The organism is Luteipulveratus mongoliensis, assembly GCF_001190945.1.
Lineage (GTDB): Bacteria > Actinomycetota > Actinomycetes > Actinomycetales > Dermatophilaceae > Luteipulveratus > Luteipulveratus mongoliensis.
Genome location: NZ_CP011112.1, coordinates 1861913 through 1884754 on the forward strand (window position 1 = coordinate 1861913; position 22842 = coordinate 1884754).

Annotated in this window: 16 protein-coding genes and 3 rRNA genes; 12 read left to right on the forward strand and 7 right to left on the reverse strand. The window is 65.0% G+C overall.

Annotation, left to right across the window (positions count from 1 at the left end):
* The first annotated feature begins 83 nt into the window (after positions 1 to 83).
* From VV02_RS08895 to VV02_RS08910, 4 genes are all read left to right on the forward strand, one after another.
* Positions 84 to 455 carry a LiaF domain-containing protein gene (locus tag VV02_RS08895; protein ID WP_052591039.1) on the forward strand — a complete coding sequence of 124 codons (372 nt, stop codon included), beginning with the start codon at positions 84 to 86 and terminating at the stop codon, positions 453 to 455.
* 102 nt (positions 456 to 557) lie between these two features.
* Positions 558 to 1463 (forward strand): Bax inhibitor-1/YccA family protein, encoded by a 906-nt coding sequence (locus VV02_RS08900; protein ID WP_052591040.1) that lies wholly within the window; start codon positions 558 to 560, stop codon positions 1461 to 1463.
* Positions 1464 to 1467: 4 nt separating this feature from the next.
* Positions 1468 to 1773 carry a hypothetical protein gene (locus VV02_RS08905; protein ID WP_052591041.1) on the forward strand — a complete coding sequence of 102 codons (306 nt, stop codon included), beginning with the start codon at positions 1468 to 1470 and terminating at the stop codon, positions 1771 to 1773.
* 39 nt (positions 1774 to 1812) lie between these two features.
* Positions 1813 to 2277, forward strand: a complete 465-nt coding sequence (locus VV02_RS08910; RefSeq protein ID WP_052591042.1) for a hypothetical protein — start codon at positions 1813 to 1815, stop codon at positions 2275 to 2277.
* 8 nt (positions 2278 to 2285) lie between these two features.
* On the opposite strand, the gene VV02_RS08915 is transcribed toward VV02_RS08910, so the two are convergent.
* The 3 genes from VV02_RS08915 to VV02_RS08925 form a co-directional block, all read right to left on the reverse strand.
* A complete protein-coding gene (locus VV02_RS08915; RefSeq protein ID WP_052591043.1) occupies positions 2286 to 3077 on the reverse strand; it encodes a hypothetical protein in 792 nt (263 codons plus the stop codon).
* A complete protein-coding gene (locus tag VV02_RS08920) occupies positions 3026 to 4249 on the reverse strand; it encodes an acetyl-CoA C-acetyltransferase (RefSeq protein ID WP_052591044.1) in 1224 nt (407 codons plus the stop codon). The genes VV02_RS08915 and VV02_RS08920 overlap by 52 nt, the downstream gene beginning before the upstream one ends.
* A gap of 171 nt (positions 4250 to 4420) precedes the next feature.
* Positions 4421 to 5497, reverse strand: a complete 1077-nt coding sequence (locus VV02_RS08925; protein WP_052591045.1) for an SGNH/GDSL hydrolase family protein — start codon at positions 5495 to 5497, stop codon at positions 4421 to 4423.
* A gap of 98 nt (positions 5498 to 5595) precedes the next feature.
* Here VV02_RS08925 and VV02_RS08930 point away from each other — a divergent pair, with 98 nt between their 5' ends.
* From VV02_RS08930 to lysX, 5 genes are all read left to right on the forward strand, one after another.
* Positions 5596 to 6972 (forward strand): cystathionine beta-synthase, encoded by a 1377-nt coding sequence (locus tag VV02_RS08930; RefSeq protein WP_052591046.1) that lies wholly within the window; start codon positions 5596 to 5598, stop codon positions 6970 to 6972.
* 461 nt (positions 6973 to 7433) lie between these two features.
* A 16S ribosomal RNA gene (locus tag VV02_RS08935) occupies positions 7434 to 8955 on the forward strand.
* A gap of 347 nt (positions 8956 to 9302) precedes the next feature.
* Positions 9303 to 12410: ribosomal RNA gene (locus tag VV02_RS08940) — 23S ribosomal RNA — on the forward strand.
* A gap of 138 nt (positions 12411 to 12548) precedes the next feature.
* A 5S ribosomal RNA gene (rrf, locus tag VV02_RS08945) occupies positions 12549 to 12666 on the forward strand.
* Together the 16S, 23S and 5S rRNA genes form the textbook arrangement of a ribosomal RNA operon.
* A gap of 163 nt (positions 12667 to 12829) precedes the next feature.
* On the forward strand, positions 12830 to 16216 hold the full coding sequence (gene lysX / locus VV02_RS08950; RefSeq protein ID WP_083450033.1) for a bifunctional lysylphosphatidylglycerol synthetase/lysine--tRNA ligase LysX: 3387 nt from the start codon (positions 12830 to 12832) through the stop codon (positions 16214 to 16216).
* Positions 16217 to 16222: 6 nt separating this feature from the next.
* Here the strand turns inward: lysX and VV02_RS08955 are convergent, their stop codons facing one another.
* Positions 16223 to 16738 (reverse strand): phosphoribosyltransferase, encoded by a 516-nt coding sequence (locus VV02_RS08955; RefSeq protein WP_052591048.1) that lies wholly within the window; start codon positions 16736 to 16738, stop codon positions 16223 to 16225.
* Positions 16739 to 16799: 61 nt separating this feature from the next.
* Between VV02_RS08955 and VV02_RS08960 the strand changes: the two genes are divergently transcribed.
* Positions 16800 to 17393, forward strand: coding sequence for a GNAT family N-acetyltransferase (locus VV02_RS08960; RefSeq protein ID WP_052591049.1), 594 nt, complete (start codon positions 16800 to 16802; stop codon positions 17391 to 17393).
* Between the two features lie 27 nt (positions 17394 to 17420).
* Here VV02_RS08960 and VV02_RS08965 read toward each other — a convergent pair whose 3' ends face one another.
* Entirely contained in the window at positions 17421 to 17936 is a 516-nt protein-coding gene (locus tag VV02_RS08965) for a ferritin (RefSeq protein ID WP_052591050.1), read from the reverse strand.
* A gap of 28 nt (positions 17937 to 17964) precedes the next feature.
* Positions 17965 to 18525, reverse strand: coding sequence for a TetR/AcrR family transcriptional regulator (locus VV02_RS08970; RefSeq protein ID WP_169787669.1), 561 nt, complete (start codon positions 18523 to 18525; stop codon positions 17965 to 17967).
* Positions 18526 to 18810: 285 nt separating this feature from the next.
* Here VV02_RS08970 and VV02_RS08975 point away from each other — a divergent pair, with 285 nt between their 5' ends.
* Entirely contained in the window at positions 18811 to 19719 is a 909-nt protein-coding gene (locus VV02_RS08975; protein ID WP_083450034.1) for a phosphatase PAP2 family protein, read from the forward strand.
* A gap of 70 nt (positions 19720 to 19789) precedes the next feature.
* On the opposite strand, the gene VV02_RS08980 is transcribed toward VV02_RS08975, so the two are convergent.
* Positions 19790 to 21148 (reverse strand): esterase-like activity of phytase family protein, encoded by a 1359-nt coding sequence (locus VV02_RS08980; protein WP_052591053.1) that lies wholly within the window; start codon positions 21146 to 21148, stop codon positions 19790 to 19792.
* A gap of 215 nt (positions 21149 to 21363) precedes the next feature.
* Here VV02_RS08980 and VV02_RS08985 point away from each other — a divergent pair, with 215 nt between their 5' ends.
* Entirely contained in the window at positions 21364 to 22842 is a 1479-nt protein-coding gene (locus VV02_RS08985) for a M36 family metallopeptidase (protein WP_157063339.1), read from the forward strand.

Consider the following 22842-nt stretch of genomic DNA (forward strand, 5'->3'; position numbering starts at 1 on the left):
GTTCAGGGACTGATCGTTGCCATCGTCTGCATCGGCGCGTTCGTCATCGTCAAAGTGATTCAACACCGCAGGAAGGACCACAGATGACCGACACCAAACCCCTGGAGCTGCAAGGGGTATTCGGAAGTACCAAGAAGTCCGGCAATTGGGAGGTGCCGGCCAGCATCACCCTGCACCGCCGCATGGGCTCCGCGGAGCTCGACTTCACCCAGGCGACTTTCACCACCAACACCGTGACTATCGACATCAACATGGTCGGCGGGTCGCTCGAGATCCGTGTCCCTGAGAACGCGTCGGTCGACTCCGACGTGGTCACCAAGCTCGGCAGCTATCAGGACCACCGCGACGGCAACCCGCCGTCGCCGGACGTCCGCATCCATCTCCGCGGTACCGCAACGTGGGGCTCCGTCGAGACGCGTGGACCGCGACAAGGCCTCTTCCACCGCAAGTCCTGATCACGCGCCACCCCCTCCGGGAACTCTTGGTGAGCGCGGACGCTTCTACACTGTGAGCAGACGCGCGCATCTGACGCGCACCCCATGACGCCTGGAGGAGCCATGGCTAGCAATCCGGTTTTCAACCGGTTCGAGAAGCAGCTGTCCGAGGGGGGTTACGCCAACTTCGGTCAGGGGCAGTCCCAGCAGGGCAACCCGCAGCAGGGTCAGCCCGGCCGGCCCGGCCGGCCCGGTCCACAGGACATCGGCGGCGCCTGGGGCGCCGGCCAGGACCAGCTGAGCAGTCAGCAGCTGGAGCAGATGTACAACCAGGGCACGGCCACCCCCCAGCAGACCGGCCGCATGACCCTCGACGACGTCGTGATGAAGACGCTGAGCCTGTTTGCGATCGTCTTGGTCGTCGGTGCCGGCGCCTGGATCGCGGCGGCCCACAACCGGTCGCTGGGTCTGGGGCTCCTGGGCGTGGGCATCGTCGGAACCCTGGGCCTCGGCCTGCTGATCGCGTTCAAGAAGACGCTGTCCGTGCCACTCATCGTGCTGTACGCCGTCCTCGAGGGACTCTTCGTGGGCGCCATCAGCCAGGCGTACGAGGGTCAGTACAAGGGCGTGGTCCCGCAGGCCATCGTCGCCACGGCATGCGTGTTCATCGGGATGTTCGCCGGCTGGAAGTTCGGCCTGATCAAGGTCACCGAGCGCTCGCGTCGAATCTTCGGCTTCGCGATCCTCGGCTACTTCCTGTTTGCCATCGCCAACTTCGTACTGACGCTGACCGGGGTGTTCGAGAGTCCCTTCGGTGCTGGTGGGACCGGATGGCTCGGCATCGGCATCTCGGTCTTCGCGATCGGCCTGGCGTCCTACTCACTCGCGATCGACTTCGACACCATCGAGCGCGGCGTCAGCGCGGGCCTGCCGGAGAAGTACTCCTGGCTGATGGCTCACGGTCTGGTCGTCAGTGTCGTCTGGCTCTACCTGGAGATCCTGCGCCTGCTCGCGCGTCTGCGTGACTGATCGCATGGCCTATCGCTCACCGGTCCCGGACGACGTGGCCGTCGAGCTGAAGCGCGCGGTCCAGCGGTGGCATCAGCTGCCGTTGGACCGCGCGCTTGCTCATGCCACGGTGCTGCGCGCGCTGGTCCAGGAGCTCGCCGACGCCGTGGCGACGGCGGACGGCCGCCCGGCCGAAGTCGTACCCGACCTCGGTCCTCGGGCCCTGCCCGACCAGCTCACGGTGATGGCGTACGACGTCTGCCAGCTCGACCTCCAGGGCGACCTTTCCCTCGCGCGGCGACTGGTTGACGTACGCCGTTCGCTGGACTAGCCGCCCGCGACCCGCCTGGGCTGGATAGGCTCCCGCTTCGTGACTGAGTCCTCGCTCGTGGCAGGCAAGTTCGCGGAGTTCTTCTCCACCTGGTCGGTGGCGTTGCCGACGTCCGCGATCGATGAGCGCCGCGACGGGTCGATGTACGCGCGCGGCTGGACCGTGCGGTGGCGGTGGCACGACAGCGGCGCGCTCGAGGTGCGCGCCTCGCACCGGATGACCAATGAGCGCTGGTGGGTGATCAACCCTGACGGCTCGGAGGAGCACCGGCGCGTGCCCACCGAGACGGTGGCCTACATGCCCGGAGACGACCTCGCTCAGATCAAGGCGGAGCACCGGGCGGCCCGGAAGGCGCACGGCGAAGCGGTCACCGCCGCAGGGATGGACTTCGAGGAGCTCGACCCGGCGCTGCTGCAGAAGGCACCCGTCGAGTCGACGATGGTGTGGCGCTGCGACGGCGATCCGTGGCAGGTCACGGAGCTCGCGCCACGACCACTCGCCTGAGGCCGACCTCAGGCCGTCGACGAAGGCGATGCCTCGGGTGATGCCTGCTGCTGTCGACGAAGCAGGACCACAGCAACCACGAGCCATACGAGGCAGATCCGAGCCAGCCACAACCATGCCTGGTTCGTCGTGACGCCGTCTCGCCCGACACCGACGAGCGGCAGCAGGTCGGCGAACGTCGCGCGGCCGCGCTCGCTGCCAGAGTCCGAACCAAGAACGATGCCGACCGCGAGCGGCGTGATGGGCAGGACGACCAGCGCGATGAGCCTGCCAGCTCGCAGCTCGGCGCCCTGGGCACCGATGCCGAGCAGGTAACCAACCGGGCGCAGCACGATCAGCACGACGATCACCCCAAGCAGCGTCGCGCCGAGCCCGACCAGCAGCACCAGCGCGGCCAGCACGCCGAAGTAGGAGTAGTCCGGATCGCCCTCGCCGAGGCTGAGCGGGAAGGCGAGCACACCGACGATGAGCTCCAGCGCGGCGATCAGGGCCACCCGTCGCCCGATCGGCGGCTGCTGATCCGCGTCGCCCATGAGCCGGAAGTCGGCCGCAATCGCGATACCGACCAGCCCACTGCCCGCGATGAACCACCAGATGCCCGGCTCGATCTCTTCGCTTCGCGCCAGTGCCACGAGCGCGCCGCAGCTGAGCAGCGCGCCGGCCAGTACGACGGCCCGCAACCAGGGGTTGAGCCCGAAGAGGCCCTGACCGGCGAACCGGTCAGGGCCTTCGGGCTTCTTCTTGCTGGTCAGCTCAGACGCTCGTAGATGATGGCCATGCCCTGGCCGCCACCCACGCACATCGTCTCGAGGCCGAACGTGCCGTCGGTCGACTGCAGACCGTTGAGCAGCGTGGTGGTGATGCGTGCACCGGTGCTGCCGAAGGGGTGGCCCAGTGCGATCGCGCCGCCGTGCACGTTGAGCTTCTCGAAGTCCATGCCGAGGTCGTCGGCCGACGGCAGCACCTGGGCCGCGAACGCCTCGTTGATCTCGTACAGGTCCATGTCGCCGATGGTCATACCCGCGCGACCGAGTGCCTGCTTGGACGCCTCGACCGGGCCGAGGCCCATGATCTCGGGCGACAGCGCGGAGACGCCGGTCGAGACCACGCGGGCCAGCGGCGTGATGCCGAGCTCCTTGGCCTTGGTGTCGCTCATGACCACGAGTGCCGCAGCGCCGTCGTTCAGCGGGCAGCAGTTGGCAGCGGTCACGGTGCCGTTCTCACGGAAGACCGGCTGCATGGTGGAGACCTTCTCCAGCGTCGTACCCGCGCGCGGGCCGTCGTCCTTGGAGACGACGGTGCCGTCGGGCAGCGTCACCGGCGTGATCTCGCGCTCGAAGAAGCCGGCGTTGATGGCCTTCTCGGCGCGGTTCTGCGAGCTGACGCCCCACTCGTCCTGACGCTCACGAGAGATGCCGCGCGAGGTGGCGACGTTCTCGGCGGTCTGGCCCATCTGGATGTAGATGTCGGGGAGCAGGTTCTCCTCGCGAGGATCGGTCCAGACGGTGTTGTTCTTGGCGATGTCCGCACCGCGCTCGCCGGCCTCGGCGAACTTCGTGTTCTTCCACTCATCGGGTGAGGAGCCCGCGCCGGTGAGGTCGGCGTACCGGGACACGCACTCGACGCCGGCGGACAGGAAGATGTCGCCCTCGCCGGCCTTGATGGCGTGCGCGGCCATGCGGGTGGTCTGCACCGAGGAGGAGCAGAAGCGGTTGACCGTTGCGCCGGGCAGGTGGTCGAAGCCCGCGAGCACGGCGACCAGACGCGCCATGTTGTTGCCCTGCTCGCCCCACGGCTCGGCACAGCCGAGGTAGAGGTCTTCGACGAGGGCCGGATCGAGCTCGGGCACCTTGTCCAGCGCGGCCTTGATGACCTGGACGCTGAGGTCGTCAGGGCGCAGGTCCTTCAGGCTCCCCTTGAACGCGCGCCCGATGGGCGTACGCGCAGTGGAGACGATGACGGCTTCGGGCATGTGTCCTCCAGATCGCGGGGCCCGATGACGGGCCGGCTCGCGGGCGGCCCAAGGTGCCGCACCGCACAGGCTGACGAGTCTACGTCCCCTAAGCGAGCGCTTACCGCCGCATCCGGCATCCGCAGGTCGAGTAGGCGAGGCGCTAGCCGAGCCGTATCGAGACCACCGCGCTCACGACTGCTGAGCGACCGACTCCTCCGCGTCGTGACCCTCAGGCGCCGGCGTCTGCTCCTCAGCAACCACGTCGCCACCGGTCTCGGGCACCGGCTGGCGGCGACGACGCCGCAGCACCGCCCAGCGGCCGCGACGGCCGACCTCGGTGCCGTCCAGGTCGGTGCCGCTGACCTCGCTGCCCGGATCGCGTACGGCGCGCACGGCGGCCTCCGCGACCGGGCCGACGCTCTCGCCGCGACGACGATCGGGCGCCTTGTCGGTGTCGGGAGTCCGATGACCGAGGGCGTCGAGCACGCTCGGCAGCAACGCCGACGCAGCCCGTGCGTAGCCGGCGGGCGACGGATGGAACTGGTCCTGGCTGAACATGATGGTCGGCCGCTGCTGGAAGTCCGGGCCGATCAGGTCGCCCAGCGACACGGTGCGCCCGCCCTGCTCGACGACAGCCACGGTCTGCGCCGCGGCCAGGTCACGCGAGTACCGACGTGCGACCAGGCGCAGCGGCTGGGGGAGCGGTCGAACGGTCCCGAGGTCCGGGCAGGTGCCCACGACGACCTCGGCATCGGAGTCACGCAGCCGGCGTACGGCCATGGCCAGGTGTCGTACGGCCGTCGCCCTCGAAGTCCGGTGAGTGACGTCGTTGGCCCCGACCATCACGATGGCGACTGCGGGTTCAGCGACGCGCTCGAGCGCCTGGTCGATCTGCCCGTCGAGGTCCGAGGACTGCGCGCCGACGACCGCGACGTTGGTGAGCTCGACCGGGCGGCCGGTGAACGCCGCGACCGCGTTGGCGATGATCGCCCCGACGGTCTGCCACCTGTCGTCCGCACCCATACCGCGGGCGCTGGAGTCCCCGAGCACGAGGAGGTTGATCGGATCGCCGAAGCCGTGACCGTAGGTCCCCGAGTCCTCCGGCGCGGTGTCGAAGGGGGTGCCGACGACCCGGCGCGCGATCACCGCCTCTGCACGCAGGAGTCCGTACGCCGCTGCCCCGGCCGCGCCCGCGCCCGCCGCGGTGACGGTGCCGCCGAACGCGGCCTTGGCCGCGATCCTGCGGGCTCGTCTTGCTCGTCCCATCGACTCATCAACCCCTCTCTGCCCTACGTGATCGTCTCATCTGCCCTAGGTGGTGCCCGAGAGGCACGACTGTGTCCAGAACCTGAGACGATGCGAGCGTGAAGTATGCCGAGAACATCGCAGACCTGGTCGGACAGACCCCGCTCGTCAAGCTCTCCTCAGTGACCGAAGGCATTGCCTGCACGGTCCTGGCAAAGGTCGAGTACATGAACCCGGGCGGGTCGGTGAAGGACCGCATCGCCCAGCGCATGATCGAGGCTGCGGAGGCCTCGGGCGCGCTCCAGCCTGGCGGCACGATCGTGGAGCCCACCTCGGGCAACACCGGTGTCGGTCTCGCGCTCATCGCGCAGCGCAAGGGTTACAAGTGCATCTTCGTGTGCCCGGACAAGGTCAGTGAGGACAAGCGCAACGTCCTGCGGGCGTACGGCGCCGAGGTCGTCGTGACGCCGACCTCCGTCCCCCCGGAGCACCCGGACAGCTACTACTCCGTGTCCGACCGCATCGCGGCGGAGACACCCGGAGGCTGGAAGCCCGACCAGTACTCCAACCCCGAAGGCCCGAACAGTCACTACCACTCGACCGGCCCGGAGATCTGGACCGATACCGATGGTGAGCTGACCTCGTTCGTCGCGGGGATCGGCACCGGCGGCACGATCACGGGCACCGGCCGCTACCTGCGCGAGATCTCAGCGGATCGCGCGGGCGGCCGGGTGCAGATCATCGGCGCGGACCCGGAGGGCTCGGTCTACTCCGGTGGCAGCGGACGCCCCTACCTCGTCGAAGGTGTCGGCGAAGACATGTGGCCACGCGCCTATGACCCCAAGGTCGTGGACGAGGTCATCGCAGTGACGGATGCGGACTCCTTCGCGATGACCCGCCGGCTGGCCCGCGAGGAGGGCTTGCTCGTCGGGGGGTCGTGCGGCATGGCTGTCGTGGCAGCGCTGCGGCACGCGGCAACGTTGCCCGCAGAGGCGACCGTGGTCGTTCTCCTGCCGGACTCCGGACGCGGCTACATGTCCAAGATCTTCGACGACGCGTGGATGTCGTCGTACGGCTTCCTCCACGAGGCGCAGGAGCGCACTGTGGGAGAGGTGCTGGCCGGCAAGGACGGCAAGATGCCCGCCCTGGTCCACACCCACCCCAACGAGACCGTGCGCGATGCCATCGAGATCCTGCACGAGTACGGCGTCTCGCAGATGCCCGTCGTCAACGCCGAGCCGCCGGTCATGGCGGGCGAGGTGGCCGGTGCTGTCAGCGAGCGAGAGCTGCTTGATGCGCTCTACACAGGGGCAGCGCACCTTGCCGACCCCGTCGACAAGCACATGTCTGTGCCCCTGCCGCTCATCGGCGCGGGTGACTCGATCTCCAGCGTCCGCAGCCAGCTGGAGAAGTCCGACGCCGTCATGGTGGTCCAGGACGGCAAGCCGGTCGGAGTGCTCACGCGCGCGGACCTGCTCAACGTCCTGATCGACTGACGTCTCGTACGCCGGCGTCGCCTCGCGCAGAGGCGGCGCCGGCCGTCCCTGACGCGTCCAGGACGGGCCGTCGGGCGGCCGTCCGGGAGCGCTCGGAGCCCCGGTCAGGCCCCGATTTGTACATCGCCGCAGATGTGCCCTACTGTTCTCGATGTCAGCCCAACGGGCTGGCCGCCGGACCAAGACCTAGCAGCCTCTCGAGTCTGCTAGCCTGGTCCTCCTGCCGGAGCCAAGTGCGCGAGAATCTCGCTCTTCATCTTGATGGAAGAGCGGATTTGACGCCCAAGAGCCGGTGGGAAACACTGAAGAAGTCACCCCGAGGGTGCGTGCTGAACTAGCACGGGTTCCCGGTGTGTGGTTGTTTCTTGAGAACTCAACAGCGTGTCGAATGATTGATGCCAAGTTTGTTTGTTTTTGGTTGATTTTGAACTCTTGTTCATTTTCTGCCGGGTTTTGAGTTTTCTACGGAGAGTTTGATCCTGGCTCAGGACGAACGCTGGCGGCGTGCTTAACACATGCAAGTCGAACGATGAAGGACCAGCTTGCTGGTTTGGATTAGTGGCGAACGGGTGAGTAACACGTGAGTAACCTGCCTTCCACTCTGGGATAAGCCTGAGAAATTGGGTCTAATACTGGATATGACTGATCCTCGCATGGGGGTTGGTGGAAAGATTTTTCGGTGGAAGATGGGCTCGCGGACTATCAGCTTGTTGGTGGGGTAGTGGCCTACCAAGGCTTTGACGGTTAGCCGGCCTGAGAGGGCGACCGGCCACACTGGGACTGAGACACGGCCCAGACTCCTACGGGAGGCAGCAGTGGGGAATATTGCACAATGGGCGAAAGCCTGATGCAGCGACGCCGCGTGCGGGATGACGGCCTTCGGGTTGTAAACCGCTTTCGCCAGGGACGAAGCTTTTGTGACGGTACCTGGAGAAGAAGCACCGGCTAACTACGTGCCAGCAGCCGCGGTAATACGTAGGGTGCGAGCGTTGTCCGGAATTATTGGGCGTAAAGAGCTTGTAGGCGGTTTGTCGCGTCTGCTGTGAAAGCCCGGGGCTTAACTCCGGGTCTGCAGTGGGTACGGGCAGACTAGAGTGTGGTAGGGGAGACTGGAATTCCTGGTGTAGCGGTGAAATGCGCAGATATCAGGAGGAACACCGATGGCGAAGGCAGGTCTCTGGGCCACTACTGACGCTGAGAAGCGAAAGCATGGGGAGCGAACAGGATTAGATACCCTGGTAGTCCATGCCGTAAACGTTGGGAACTAGGTGTGGGCCTCATTCCACGAGGTCCGTGCCGTAGCTAACGCATTAAGTTCCCCGCCTGGGGAGTACGGCCGCAAGGCTAAAACTCAAAGGAATTGACGGGGGCCCGCACAAGCGGCGGAGCATGCGGATTAATTCGATGCAACGCGAAGAACCTTACCAAGGCTTGACATACACCGGAATCATGCAGAGATGTGTGAGTCTTCGGACTGGTGTACAGGTGGTGCATGGTTGTCGTCAGCTCGTGTCGTGAGATGTTGGGTTAAGTCCCGCAACGAGCGCAACCCTCGTTCCATGTTGCCAGCACGTAATGGTGGGGACTCATGGGAGACTGCCGGGGTCAACTCGGAGGAAGGTGGGGATGACGTCAAATCATCATGCCCCTTATGTCTTGGGCTTCACGCATGCTACAATGGCCGGTACAGAGGGTTGCGAGACCGCGAGGTGGAGCGAATCCCTTAAAACTGGTCTCAGTTCGGATTGGGGTCTGCAACTCGACCCCATGAAGTCGGAGTCGCTAGTAATCGCAGATCAGCAACGCTGCGGTGAATACGTTCCCGGGCCTTGTACACACCGCCCGTCAAGTCACGAAAGTCGGTAACACCCGAAGCCGGTGGCCTAACCCTTGTGGGAGGAGCCGTCGAAGGTGGGACTGGCGATTGGGACTAAGTCGTAACAAGGTAGCCGTACCGGAAGGTGCGGCTGGATCACCTCCTTTCTAAGGAGCTGCTAAGCCCTTCATGGCCACCGAGTGTGTGGTCTGGGGTGATGCTCATATGGGTGGATCATCAATCATGGTGCTGTGGGTGTTCGTCGCGCCGGCGTGAGTACGACCTGTCGTGCCCCTCTTGGGGTGTGTGGGTGTGGAAAGTGTGGGTGTGGTGGGGCTTGGAGTGTCGACACGTTGTTGGGTCCTGAGGGAACAACCGGGCCGTCCTGTTTTTTGGGGTGGTGGTTGTTGCTTCTGTGTGTGACGGGCTCATCGGTGCTCCTGCTGTTGTGGGGGTGTGGGTGGGTTTTCCGTGTGTTGTTTGAGAATTGCATAGTGGACGCGAGCATCTTTGTGGCCAAGTTTTTAAGGGCGTACGGTGGATGTCTTGGCACCAGGAACCGATGAAGGACGTAGGAATCTGCGATAAGCCTCGGGAAGTCGATAACCAGACTGTGATCCGAGGATTTCCGAATGGGGAAACCCGGCGAGAGTCATATCTCGTCACCCGCACCTGAATATATAGGGTGCGTGGAGGGAACGTGGGGAAGTGAAACATCTCAGTACCCACAGGAAGAGAAAACAACAGTGATTCCGTGAGTAGTGGCGAGCGAAAGCGGATGAGGCTAAACCTGTTTCGTGTGATACCTGTCAGGGGTTGCGGAGCAGGGGTTGTGGGACTCGTTGGTTGACGCTGACACGTTGACAAAGAGTAAGAAATGACAGGCGTAGGTGAAGCAGCTTGAATGCTGCGGCGTAGAGGGTGGTACCCCCGTAACCGAAACGTTTGTGACTCTTGATGAGTATCCCAAGTAGCACGGGGCTCGAGGAATCCCGTGTGAATCTGGCAGGACCACCTGCTAAGCCTAAATATTCCCTGGTGACCGATAGCGGACTAGTACCGTGAGGGAAAGATGAAAAGTACCCCGGGAGGGGAGTGAAATAGTACCTGAAACCGTGCGCTTACAATCCGTCAGAGCCCCCCTGGTTGGGGTGATGGCGTGCCTTTTGAAGAATGAGCCTGCGAGTTAGTGCTCAGTGGCGAGGTTAACCCGTGTGGGGAAGCCGTAGCGAAAGCGAGTCCGAATAGGGCGTTTGAGTCGCTGGGTCTAGACCCGAAGCGGAGTGATCTACCCATGGCCAGGTTGAAGCGCCGGTAAGACGGCGTGGAGGACCGAACCCACTTAGGTTGAAAACTGAGGGGATGAGCTGTGGGTAGGGGTGAAAGGCCAATCAAACTCCGTGATAGCTGGTTCTCCCCGAAATGCATTTAGGTGCAGCGTCACGTGTTTCTTGCCGGAGGTAGAGCTACTGGATGGCTGATGGGCCTCACCAGGTTACTGACGTCAGCCAAACTCCGAATGCCGGTAAGTGAGAGCGTGGCAGTGAGACTGCGGGGGATAAGCTTCGTAGTCGAGAGGGAAACAGCCCAGATCACCAGCTAAGGTCCCTAAGCGTGTGCTAAGTGGAAAAGGATGTGGAGTTGCTGTGACAACCAGGAGGTTGGCTTAGAAGCAGCCACCCTTTAAAGAGTGCGTAATAGCTCACTGGTCAAGTGATTCCGCGCCGACAATGTAGCGGGGCTCAAGCACACCACCGAAGCTGTGGCAATGACACATTACCCTAGGTTTTCCTCAGGGGTGTTGTTGGGTAGGGGAGCGTCGTGTAGCGGGTGAAGCAGCGGGGTGACCTAGTTGTGGACGCTACACGAGTGAGAATGCAGGCATGAGTAGCGAATGAGGAGTGAGAAACTCCTCCGCCGAATAACCAAGGTTTCCAGGGTCAAGCTCATCTGCCCTGGGTAAGTCGGGACCTAAGGCGAGGCCGACAGGCGTAGTCGATGGACATCCGGTTGATATTCCGGAACCGGCGAAGAACCGCCCATATCGAATCAGGGGATGCTAACCACCTGAAACCAGCTTTACTTTCACCTTCGGGTGAAAGGTTGCTGGCGGAGCGTGGGACCCGATCTTGTAGTAGGTAAGCAATGGAGTGACGCAGGAAGGTAGCCTCCGCGTGGCGATGGTTGTCCACGTCTAAGAGTGTAGGGAGTGAGGTAGGCAAATCCGCCTCACACATATCCTGAGACTTGATAGTGACCACGTAATGTGGGAAGCAGGGTGATCCTATGCTGCCGAGAAAAACTTCTAGCGAGGTTCGAGCCGCCCGTACCCCAAACCGACTCAGGTGGTTAGGTAGAGAATACCAAGGCGATCGAGTGAATCGTGGTTAAGGAACTCGGCAAAATGCCCCCGTAACTTCGGGAGAAGGGGGGCCCAGACCCTGAAGCCTTTACTGGCTAGGGGAAAGGGCCGCAGAGACCAGGGAGAAGCGACTGTTTACTAAAAACACAGGTCCGTGCGAAGAAGCAATTCGATGTATACGGACTGACGCCTGCCCGGTGCTGGAACGTTAAGGGGACCGGTTAGCCTCACGGCGAAGCTGAGAACTTAAGCGCCAGTAAACGGCGGTGGTAACTATAACCATCCTAAGGTAGCGAAATTCCTTGTCGGGTAAGTTCCGACCTGCACGAATGGCGTAACGACTTCTCCACTGTCTCAACCACGAACTCGGCGAAATTGCACTACGAGTAAAGATGCTCGTTACGCGCAGCAGGACGGAAAGACCCCGGGACCTTTACTACAGCTTGGTATTGGTGTTCGGTACGGCTTGTGTAGGATAGGTGGGAGACTTTGAAGCATTAGCGCCAGCTAGTGTGGAGTCAACGTTGAAATACCACTCTGGTCGTTCTGGGCTCCTAACTTCGGACCATGATCTGGTTCAGGGACAGTGCCTGGTGGGTAGTTTAACTGGGGCGGTTGCCTCCTAAAAGGTAACGGAGGCGCCCAAAGGTTCCCTCAGCCTGGTTGGCAATCAGGTTTCGAGTGTAAGTGCACAAGGGAGCTTGACTGCGAGACAGACATGTCGAGCAGGGACGAAAGTCGGGACTAGTGACCCGACGGTGGCTTGTGGAAGCGCCGTCGCTCAACGGATAAAAGGTACCCCGGGGATAACAGGCTGATCTTGCCCAAGAGCTCATATCGACGGCATGGTTTGGCACCTCGATGTCGGCTCGTCGCATCCTGGGGCTGGAGTAGGTCCCAAGGGTTGGGCTGTTCGCCCATTAAAGCGGTACGCGAGCTGGGTTTAGAACGTCGTGAGACAGTTCGGTCCCTATCCGCTGTGCGCGTAGGAAGCTTGAGAAGACCTGTCCCTAGTACGAGAGGACCGGGATGGACGAACCTCTGGTGTGTCAGTTGTTCTGCCAAGAGCACCGCTGATTAGCTACGTTCGGAAGTGATAACCGCTGAAAGCATCTAAGCGGGAAGCACGCTTCAAGATGAGGCTTCCATGCCCCTTGTGGGTGAGAGGCTCCCAGCTAGACGACTGGGTTGATAGGCCGGACGTGGAAGCACAGTAATGTGCGGAGCTGACCGGTACTAATAAGCCGATAACTTGATACACGAAGATGCTACGCGTCCACTATGCAACTCTGGAACAACACACAACCGTTCCACACCCCTGACAGGACCAGTCTCAGACCGGACCACGTCAGAGGGAAACTAACTGAACAGGTTGCGTGACCTTGCGTTCCACAAGGTTACGGCGGTCATAGCGAAGCGGGAAACGCCCGGACACATTCCGAACCCGGAAGCTAAGCCCTTCAGCGCCGATGGTACTGCACTGGTGACGGTGTGGGAGAGTAGGACACCGCCGGACAAACACACCCAAGGAAGGCCAGCACACACGTGCTGGCCTTCCTTGCGTTTATGGCCATTTTCGTCTGTACATTCGGGTGGTTGCGCCCCTGCGGCGGTGGTCACTCGGCCATGATGGACGGGCGGCGCGAACGCCGGCCGAGCTGGAGTTGTCAGGAGTGCGGATGAGACAGGCCCTCAAGGGGTCCTTCCGGCCGTACGGAGGCACACCCGTCGGGCCGAGCCGACGGCAGGCCGCACCTCACGAGCGGGTAGCCATGTGGCTCGGTCGGATCTTGCTGCTCGCGGCGATCTGGTCGCTCGTCAGCATTCCGTTCAAGCACCGCGGGCTACCGACGGTCGTGTCGGATGGTTTCGAGCTGCTCAACATTCCTGCAGATCCCAGCCTCTTCGTCGTGGCTCTTCTGCTGACACTGTCGGGCGCGGTGCGCCGGCGGTTCCGGATGGCTCATATCGTCACGGTGATCGTGATGGTGCTGTCCGTGCTGGAGCAGGTGCGCTGGATCATCGAGGTCATCCGCAGCCCTGGGTTCGAGGGCAATCCGTACCACGGCTTCGCGCGCCGCTGGTGGGAGTGGCGCAATGAGCTCCCGCTCAACGTGCTCGCTCTGGGAGCGGGCCTCGTCGTGCTGGTGCTGGTGGTTCGGTCGTATCCGGCCTTCACCGCCCGACTTGCCCAGGGGTCGCGCCGCACGGCGCTTGCTGTCCTGGCGGCAGGCCTGCTGCTCTCGGCGGTGGCCACGACTCTGCTCACCTTTGTCTTCCCGCGCACCCTCTCTGGTCCCGTCGAGAAGGTCGCGTGGTCGGTCCGCGCGGCGTTCGGTGTGTCGACTCCACCGGATGAGCCGGGATTCCGTGGGCATCTGGGACATCACTGGATCTACGGGCTGGCCGGTCTGATCTCGGCGGGTGCTTTGGTTCTGGCGATCCTGGTGTTCTGGCGTTCGGGTCGGGCGGCGCAGCACCAGGACGCTGAGGAGGAGCTGGCTGTCCGACGGCTTCTGCTCGAGCACGGTGAGGCTGACTCACTCGGATACTTCGCCACTCGACGCGACAAGAGCGTGGTCTTCTCTCCCGATGGCCGTGCGGCGGTGACCTATCGCGTCGAGGGCAGTGTGAGCGTGGCGAGCGCCGATCCCATCGGGAGGCACGGCTCGTGGGCAGGAGCTATTCACGCGTGGCTGGCCGACTGTCGCGTCCATGGCTGGTACGCCGCGGTGCTCTCCTCGAGCGAGGAGGGCACCAAGGAGTACGTCGACGCCGGTCTACGTGCGTTCGCGCTCGGTGACGAGGCCATCATCGATGTCGACCGGTTCAGCCTGCGCGGTCGCACCATGCGTCCGGTGCGCCAGGCGGTCACCCGCATTACCCGGGCCGGCTACACCACTCGTGTGCGTCGCCACAGCGAGCTGTCGCCGACCGAGCTCGCGCAGGTGGGCGAGCTGGCCCAGCGTTGGCGTGGCAATGAGACCGAACGTGGATTCTCGATGGCGCTCAACCGGCTGGGTGACCCTGCCGATGGCCGGTGTGTGGTGATCACCGCTCACGATGCAGCTGGACAGATCCGCGGCTTCCTGTCCTTTGTCCCATGGGGTGCTCGCGGCCTGTCGTTGGACTTGATGCGTCGTGACCGGGACGCTGAGAACGGCCTGAACGAGTATCTCGTCGCGCAGCTGGTCGAAGCGGCGCCCGGCATCGGCGTACGACGAATCTCCTTGAACTTCGCGGTGTTTCGCAATGTATTCAGTGCGGCAGACCAGGTGGGCGCGGGTCCGATCACGAAGGCGACCGACGCGTTCTTGTCCTTCGCATCGCGGTTCTACCAGCTTGAGACCCTGTACCGCTCGAACGACAAGTACCAGCCCCAATGGGTGCCGCGGCTGCTCTGTTACGACCCTGCCCTCACCGTGGCCCGGGCAGGTATCGCGATGGGCGTCGCTGAAGGTTTCCTGCCGACGCTCGGACCGAGGTTCCTGGTCGGCCCGAAGGTGTCCGATGTCCAACCGCCGCGCGCCGAAGGGTCGTTCGTCGACCGGGTGCGCGAGCAGGAGCGTCGGCTGTTGACGCCGACCGCGCCGATCGCGGCCCTGACCGAGCAGCAGCGGGTCCGCCGCGACAAGCTGGAGCGCTGGGAGGCGACGGGGCGGGAGGGCTATCCGGTCGGCGTACGACGCACCCATCGAGTCGCTGAGCTGCGAGAGGCGTACGACGGTCTGACGCCGTCGAGACGAACGCCCACTCGAGTGTCGGTCGCCGGTCGGGTGCGCGCGATCCGCGATCTCGGCGGCGTCTCGTTCGTCGTCCTGGACGATGAGGGCGCTCGCATCCAGGCCATGACGACGGCCGATGAGACACCACAGGGCGTACGCCGCGCCTGGGACCAGGTCATCGACCTCGGCGACCTGATCAGTGTGACCGGCACGGTGGCTACCTCGCGCTCGGGCGAGCTGTCCGTGCTGGTGCAGGAGTGGGACCTGGCCGCCAAGTGCCTGAGCCCGATGCCGGACCTGCACGCGACCCTCGCGGACGACGCGCGTACTCGGCAGCGGGCGCTCGACCTGATTGTCACGCCCGGTTCTCTCGACCTGCTGCGGCAGCGGTCCCGCGGAGTTCGGGCGATGCGCGAGGCGTTCGAGACGCGGGAGTTCACCGAGGTCGAGACCCCGGTGCTGCAGGCCGTCCACGGTGGAGCGGCGGCGCGGCCGTTCCGCACGCACATCAACGCCTATGACATGGACCTCTACCTGCGCATTGCACCGGAGCTCTATCTCAAGCGCTTGTGCGTCGGAGGGATGCAGCGGGTCTTCGAGCTCGGCCGCAACTTCCGCAACGAGGGCGTCGATGCGACGCACAACCCCGAGTTCACCTCGCTGGAGGCCTACGCGGCGTACGGCGACTACAACACGATGCGGGAACTGACCCGCGAGGTGCTGCTCGAGGTGGCCACTGCCGTCAACGGTGCTCCGGTGGCCCGCCGCCCGGAGGGCGATGTCGACCTGAGCGCGGTGTGGCCGGTGGTACCCGTGCACGCCGCCGTCTCGGAGGCGACCGGCACGACTCTCACGTCGGCGTCCCCGCGAGAGGAGGTCGCTGCGGTCTGCCGTGCGCAGGGAGTGAGCGTCGCCCCGGCAGCGACCGCCGGGATGCTCGTGGTCGACCTGTACGAGGCATTGGTCGAGAAGCAGACGACGTTCCCGACGTTCTACACCGACTTCCCGCTGGAGACCTCGCCGCTCACCCGGCAGCACCGCGAAGATCCGGCGCTCGCCGAGAGGTGGGACCTGGTGGCCTTCGGCGCGGAGATCGGGACGGCGTACAGCGAGCTCATCGACCCTGTCGACCAACGACGACGGCTGGCCGAGCAGTCCATGTCAGCGGCCGCCGGAGACCTCGAGGCGATGCAGCTCGACGAGTCGTTCCTCTCGGCGTTGGAGTTCGCGATGCCGCCCACTGGTGGGCTGGGGCTCGGTGTCGATCGAGCCATCATGATGCTGCTGGGCGCGAATATCCGCGCCACGCTTGCGTTTCCGTTCGTTCGACCTCAGCAGTAGCGACCGTCAGGCGACGGGAGGCTCAGCCGACCACGGGAACTCGATCCAGTCGTTGGTTCGCTTCCAGACGTACTCGCACTTCACGCTTGAGCGGTCCTTCTCGTAGATCACGGCGCACCGGGTCTCCGCGACGTGGTCGGCGCAGTAGTCGCGGACAACCTCCAGCGTGCCTCCGGTGTCGGCGACGTCGTCCACGATGAGCACTGTCTTACGGGAGAGGTCGACTGCCTGAGGCACGGGCGGCAGCATCACGGGCATCTCGAGCCGCTCGTTGACGCCGGTATAGAACTCGACGTTGATCACGTGGAGGTTCTTGATGCCAAGCGCGTAGCTGATCGAGCCGGACGGAATCAGCCCTCCCCGGGCGATGCCCAGGATCAGGTCCGGGTGGAAGCCGTCGTCGGCGATGGTCTGCGCCATCTCGCGAGCCGCGCGGCCGAAGGCCTCCCACGTCAGCACCTCGCGAGGCACATCGTCTGTGGCCGGAGAGTCTTGGGCGGTGGTGGGTGCCTGCTCCGTCATGGGCTCAGTGTGCCGGTAATCCGCTGGACCCCCGCAGGTGGCCGTTGGTTGCATAAGCCCCATGACGAGCGACCCGTGGCTGGACAAGCCGACCATCGAAGGTGAGCGGGTCCTCCTGCGCCCGTTCGCCGCTGAGGACGCCGCCGACATGGCGCGCATCATGTCCGACCCGGAGGTCGGCCGGCTGACGGGGAGTGAGACCACCAGTGAGGATGCCGCGGCCTCGTCCGGCGAGCCCGACGAGCGTACGCACCAGTGGTACGGCAGCCGCGCGACTGCTCCGGACCGTCTCGACCTCGCAGTGGTCGACCGCGCCTCGGGTGATGTCGTCGGGGAGGTCGTCCTCAACCTGCTCGACCGAGACATCCGTGCCTGCAACTTCCGAGTGCTGATCGGACCAGCGGGCCGAGACCGCGGGCTCGGCACCGAGGCGACCCGGCTCATCGTCCGCCACGGCTTCGAGCGACTTGACCTGCACCGGATCAGCCTCACGGTCTTTGCCTTCAACCCGCGGGCGCAGCGGGCGTACGAGAAGGTCGGCTTTGTCCGCGAAGGCGTACGACGCCATGCGTTCCGCTTCGACGGCGAGTGGATCGACGACATCGACATGTCGATCCTCGAGGACGAGTGGCGGGCGTTGAACGCCGACACGTGACGGTCGGTCTCGTCACGCGTGGTGAGGTCAGCGCTGGTTCTCGGTGCTGGTGCTTGGACGCTGACCGAGCTCTTCGTCCAGCCGCAGCAGCCCGGGGCCGTCCTCATCGATCAGCTCGATCCGCCCGACGATCTCACCGACCGTCGCTTCTTCTTCGAGCTGCTCGCTGATGAACCAGTTGAGCAGGGGTCGTGAGTCGAGGTCGCCGGCCTTGTCGGTCTTGCGGTAGAGCTCGCGAATGGCCTCGGAGACCCGCTGCTCGTGCTCCAACGCGGCCTTGAAGCAGGCCAGCACCGAGCTGACCTTGACCTTCGGGCCAGGGACCGCGCCGATCTGCGGATGGTTGCCGCGATCGCTCACGTGGTCGATGAACTTGTTGGCGTGCACGATCTCTTCGTCCGCCTGGTGACGCAGCCAGGCAGCCATCCCCGGAAGGTCCCGGATCTCCATCTCGATCGCGAGCTGCCGGTAGACGATGGAGGCCTCGAACTCCAACGTGATCTGCTCGTTGAACGCCGCTTCCAGCTCAGTCGTCAGCTTCATGTCTCGACTGTAGCCACGGCGGCTCGGATCAGGCCGCGGCGCGGGACGAGCCGAGGACGCCGAGGGACGCCTCGAGGAGGGTCTCGCGCAGCACGTCGTCCGGGGCGTCGGCCACCGACATCGACGATGACAGCACCCCGCCGACGACCTCCGTGGCGGCGACGGCGCGAATGCGGTCGCGGACGGAGGCATCTGGCCCGGCGAGCCAGCGGTGCAGCTGGGCGGTCAGGGTGAAGATCTCGCCGAGCGCCTCCTCGAACGCGGACAGTGCGCTGATGTCCCGGGACAACCAGACGCCGACGTCGCGGTGCCGGATCAGGCTGTCGATGAACTCGGTCAGCACGTTGCGGACCTCGGTCGGCGACCACGGGCGTTGGTCCAGGCCGTCGAGCACCGATCGCATGTCGTCGATGAGGGGGATGAGCAGTGCGTTGACCAGCTCTTGCTTGGAGGCGTAGTGGTAGTAGAGCGATGCCTTGGTGATGCCGACGGCCTCAGCGATCTCCCGAAGGCTTGCACCTTCGACACCCTTGGCCGCGATCACGTCGATCGCGGCCTTGCAGATATCGGACTTGGTGTCTCTGGCCACCGCTCCCAGACCTTCCATGAACCTGAACGTGTGATGGAAACCTCTTTGCCTAGCCTACCGGTCGGCAGGTAAGATATCTACCGTGCGGCAGGTCAGCGCTTATCTCGCTCGACTGCGCCCGGTGGACCAGCAACTCCCGGACGCCACTGACTGCTGTCACGTATCAGGCGCGCAGCTGTGTCTCCTAGATAAGACACAGCACGCAGTTGCCTCAGGGGAGCGCCAGGGTCCAGTCGGGGTCGCTCCCGATGGCGACGGGCGTGCCGCAGGACGGATGGTGAACTCGTGACAATCAGGCATTTCGAACGGCCGGTGCCGTACACCCATGTCGGGCGTACGGCCCTCGCCTGGACGACCCGACGCCGATCAGGGCTGGTCGAGCTGGGCCTCATTCTGCTGCTCTACATCGGCTACAGCGCCTCGCGCCTGCTGGCGAGCGACAACCTCGCCGACGCGCAGGCGCGAGCGGTCCGCATCCTCGACTGGGAGAAGGCCGTCGGCCTCGACGGTGAGTCGGGGCTCGGGCACTGGTTCGCGACCCATGACCTGATGGGGATCATGGGCAGCTACTACTACGCAGCCGGTCACTACGTCGTGACGGCAACGGTGCTGCTCGTGCTCTACCGCCGCGGCGGCGGCCACTATGTACGCGCTCGCCGTGCCCTCGTGACCGCCACAGTTCTCGGCCTCGTCATGTATCTCCTGCTCCCGACGGCGCCGCCGCGGCTGAGCAAGATGGGCTACGTCGATGTGCTGGCGCAGCACGCTTCAGCAGGGTGGTGGGGAGCGGACGCCTCGGCGCCCAAGGGACTCGGTGGGATGACCAATGAGCTCGCCGCGATGCCCTCACTGCACGCCGGCTGGGCGTTGTGGGTCGCCATCGTCGCGATCGCATCCGGCGCCAAGATGCACTGGCGCGTGCTCGGTGTGGCCCACGCGCTGATCACAGCGGTCGTCGTGGTCGGCACCGGCAACCACTGGGTCAGTGACGTTCTCGTCGGCTGGTACATCGTCCTCGTCGCCGCACTGATCGCGTGGCCGCGCGAGGTCCGTGGTCCTGAAGGTGCGGCTACCACGCCGAAGCGCCTCACCCTGTCGGCACCGGACGGTGACCGCGTCGTCGGACTGGATGGCGCCGTGGACATGGAGCGCAGCGCCGACGTGGAGCGTGAGCACGCGTCGTCGCCCGGCTGACCAACGCTGCAGATCTCAGACTGGTGAGCAGCGCCCGCCCGCTGCCGGAAGCGTGACACCGGGATCGAGTTCAGCGGAACTGAGCCGGCACCTGGCGCAGGTCGACCTCGAGGAGCTCGCCCGTGTCCTGCTGACCGTTGGGGAGCAGCTTGGTCTTCAGGGTGTAGGGCGCGGCATCGTTCGCGAGACCCTCGATGCCGAAGTCGCTGTCGTTGGAGATCACCACGCGGCGACCGCCGTCCAGGACCGCGACTCCCTCGACCTTGTCGTGCCCGAAGAATCCACCGGTCGGGTCGATCGAGGTCACCAGTCCGGCGATGTCGAGGAACTTCTCCGACCGGACCGGGCGGACACCGGCGGCCGGCAGGGAGGCTGAGGCATCCGTCGTACTGGCCTGTCCCACAACGCCTTCCAGCGTCTTGCCGCCGATGCGTAGTCCGCCGTGCGTCGCGTCATAGGAGCTGCCGGGCACCCGGGACAGCTTGCCCACGTCGGTCGCCTTGCGCAGGTCGACCTTGTAGAGCTTCTTGTCCGCGCTGGGCTCCTTGGCGCCATCGCGCTCGTCGACGAGCAGCTCGTGGTCGTTGATCGCGGAGATCTCACTGACAGCGGTGGTGACGCCCTTGGCGGTGGTGTGGAGGACGTACGCGTACTGCCGGGTCTGACGAGTGCGCAGGTCGATCGTGACGATGCGGACGAACGGGACGTTCTTGGACTTCGGCCCGTCGGGCGCGTTCAGACCGGCCTGCATGATGCCGACGAGCGTGCGCCCGTCCGGAGTGACCGTCAGGCCCTCCATGCCCTTGTTGGGCTCCCGCTCGGAGAGCTCGACCGGCAGCGACCCGTCGAACGGGCTCAGCCGCTCGAGCTGGCGTCCATCGCGGGAGAAGCGGGTGACGAACGGGCCGTACTCGTCGGACACCCAGAAGGTGCCGTCGCGCATCACTGCCAGGCCCTCGGGGTCGTAGCCGTACGGGCTGGCCGGAAGCGTCTTGCCGCTGAGGTCGGTGATCGTCTCGCCGGTGCTGCCGGCGAGGCTCACCTGGCCGTTGTACGGCGACCCGTCGGCGGCGTTGAGGGTGATGCTGCGTACGAGGTGGGCCTTGTTGCCCCGCAGCTGGAACTCGCCGATCGCCGGCGTGAAGTCGGGCAGCGGCTCGACCTTGATGCCGCCGGGGCCATCGACGTTGGGGCCGCGATCGGTGAGCCCATAGAACGTGTTGCGCGAGCCTGGCTTGGCGACGAAGGACGAGCCGTACGCCGCTCCATCGATCCGCGCGCCGCCGACCGTGCCGAGGGCCGGGACGTCCTGCGTATAGACGCGTACGCCGGGCGTGGGGCGTGGCGTCGGTGCGGCCGCTGCGGGCACGGCGACGGCGCAGGACGCAGCGAGCGCAGTGGCGAGGACGACGAGACGACGACCGGACATGAGGACCCTCCCAGGGCAGGCAAAGCACGGACCGACAGCGGACTCTCGTCCGCTGGTGCCTACGCGGGGTGTCGGGTGGCTGAGCGGCCGGAGGCGGTCAGGTGAACAGCCACCTCGGCACGTGAAAGGTCCCTGATCGCTAAAGGCCCTGCGGCGCACGTACGCGGGCTAGGTTGCGAGTGCTTGCCTAAAGTCTCGGGGACCAAGGGGAAGACATGAGCACCTTGACCACTCGACGTTCCCGAGCGCTGGCGGTGGCCCTCTGCGCCGCGCTGGCCGGGCCCATGTATGGCGGTGCCACCGCATCCGCCGCCCCGCGATCCAGCACCACGATCGGCACGGTCGCGCTGATCAAGACCAAGCATTCCTTGACCGGGACACACCAGTGGTACGAGCAGCGTTTCCGAGGCGTCCCGGTCCTCGACGGCTACTACGCCAAGCACACGACTAAGGCCGGCACCGTCGTCCAGGACGGCCGCAAGGCGGTCCCCACCACGCTCGTCATCCAGCCCAAGACGACGTCCGCGGTCGCCACGAGCAGGGCGCTGAGCAACGCCAGCGCTCGTGCGGCACTGCGCACGGTGCCGCCGCAGGGCAAGCTCGGCAGCGGTGAGGCGGCGACCCAACGCGGTACGACGCGCCTCGCGATCACCGTGGACTCTCGTGGCGCAGCCCTCGTCTGGGTCGTAACGGCACGGTCCGGTGAGGGCGTCGTACGCACGCTCGTCGATGCGGCGATCGGACAGGTCCGCAGCACGAAGGTGATGTCACGCAGCGCGGCCGACGGGCACGGGCTGGTCTTCGACCCAAATCCGGTTGCCACGCTGAAGAACGAGAACCTCACCGACCAGGATGACGCCGACCAACCGGCCCTGGACAAGGCGTACAAGACCGTGACGCTGCGTCACCTGACCGGCAACGGGCGCAAGCTCGTCGGGTCGTTCGCGAAGATCATCGAGGCCAAGGGTGGTCTCGCGAGCTCGCTCAACGGCAACTTCCTCTACACCCGCTCGGACGACCGGTTCGAGCAGGTCATGTCGTACTACCACGTGACCGGAGCGCAGGAGTACCTCCAGAAGCTGGGCTTCAAGGACGCCAACAACGAGCCGCAGAAGCTGCGCGTCAACACCTTCTCTGGCGACAACTCGTTCTACTCGCCGGACGACGACACCATCGAGTACGGCGAGGGTGGCGTGGACGACGCCGAGGACGCCGAAGTCATCTGGCACGAGTACGGCCACGCCATCCAGGACGACATCGTCCCGGGCTTCGGCGACTCGCACGACGCCGGCTCGATGGGCGAGGGCTTCGGCGACTACTGGGCCGTGACGATGTCGGTCCCGACCGGTCGAGGCTTCGAGGTGCCGTGCGTCATGGACTGGGACGCGACGTCGTACACCACGACCGTGCCGCACTGCCTGCGTCGGACGGACACCACGAAGACCACGGATGACCAGACCGGCGAGGTGCACGACGACGGCGAGATCTGGTCCGGTGCGCTGTGGGACATCCAGAAGGCGCTCGGTCGCAACAAGTCGGACAAGGTCGTCATCGAGTCGACCTACTTCTATGCGCCGGACACGACCTTCGCGGCGGCTGGCAAGCAGGTCGTCCAGGCGACCAGGGCGCTCTACGGCAAGGACGCGGCGGCGACGGTCACCAAGATCCTGCAGAAGCGGAAGCTGATCCCCTGA

What these genes read in the sequence shown, in the direction of transcription:
- lysX (WP_083450033.1), top strand. Translation starts at nt 12,830, where the DNA reads ATGAGACAGGCCCTCAAGGGGTCCTTCCGGCCGTACGGAGGCACACCC.
- VV02_RS08960 (WP_052591049.1), top strand. Translation starts at nt 16,800, where the DNA reads ATGACGAGCGACCCGTGGCTGGACAAGCCGACCATCGAAGGTGAGCGG.
- VV02_RS08905 (WP_052591041.1), top strand. Translation starts at nt 1,468, where the DNA reads ATGGCCTATCGCTCACCGGTCCCGGACGACGTGGCCGTCGAGCTGAAG.
- VV02_RS08895 (WP_052591039.1), top strand. Translation starts at nt 84, where the DNA reads ATGACCGACACCAAACCCCTGGAGCTGCAAGGGGTATTCGGAAGTACC.
- VV02_RS08920 (WP_052591044.1), bottom strand. Translation starts at nt 4,249, where the DNA reads ATGCCCGAAGCCGTCATCGTCTCCACTGCGCGTACGCCCATCGGGCGC.
- VV02_RS08955 (WP_052591048.1), bottom strand. Translation starts at nt 16,738, where the DNA reads ATGACGGAGCAGGCACCCACCACCGCCCAAGACTCTCCGGCCACAGAC.
- VV02_RS08900 (WP_052591040.1), top strand. Translation starts at nt 558, where the DNA reads ATGGCTAGCAATCCGGTTTTCAACCGGTTCGAGAAGCAGCTGTCCGAG.
- VV02_RS08985 (WP_157063339.1), top strand. Translation starts at nt 21,364, where the DNA reads ATGAGCACCTTGACCACTCGACGTTCCCGAGCGCTGGCGGTGGCCCTC.
- VV02_RS08980 (WP_052591053.1), bottom strand. Translation starts at nt 21,148, where the DNA reads ATGTCCGGTCGTCGTCTCGTCGTCCTCGCCACTGCGCTCGCTGCGTCC.
- VV02_RS08925 (WP_052591045.1), bottom strand. Translation starts at nt 5,497, where the DNA reads ATGGGACGAGCAAGACGAGCCCGCAGGATCGCGGCCAAGGCCGCGTTC.
- VV02_RS08965 (WP_052591050.1), bottom strand. Translation starts at nt 17,936, where the DNA reads ATGAAGCTGACGACTGAGCTGGAAGCGGCGTTCAACGAGCAGATCACG.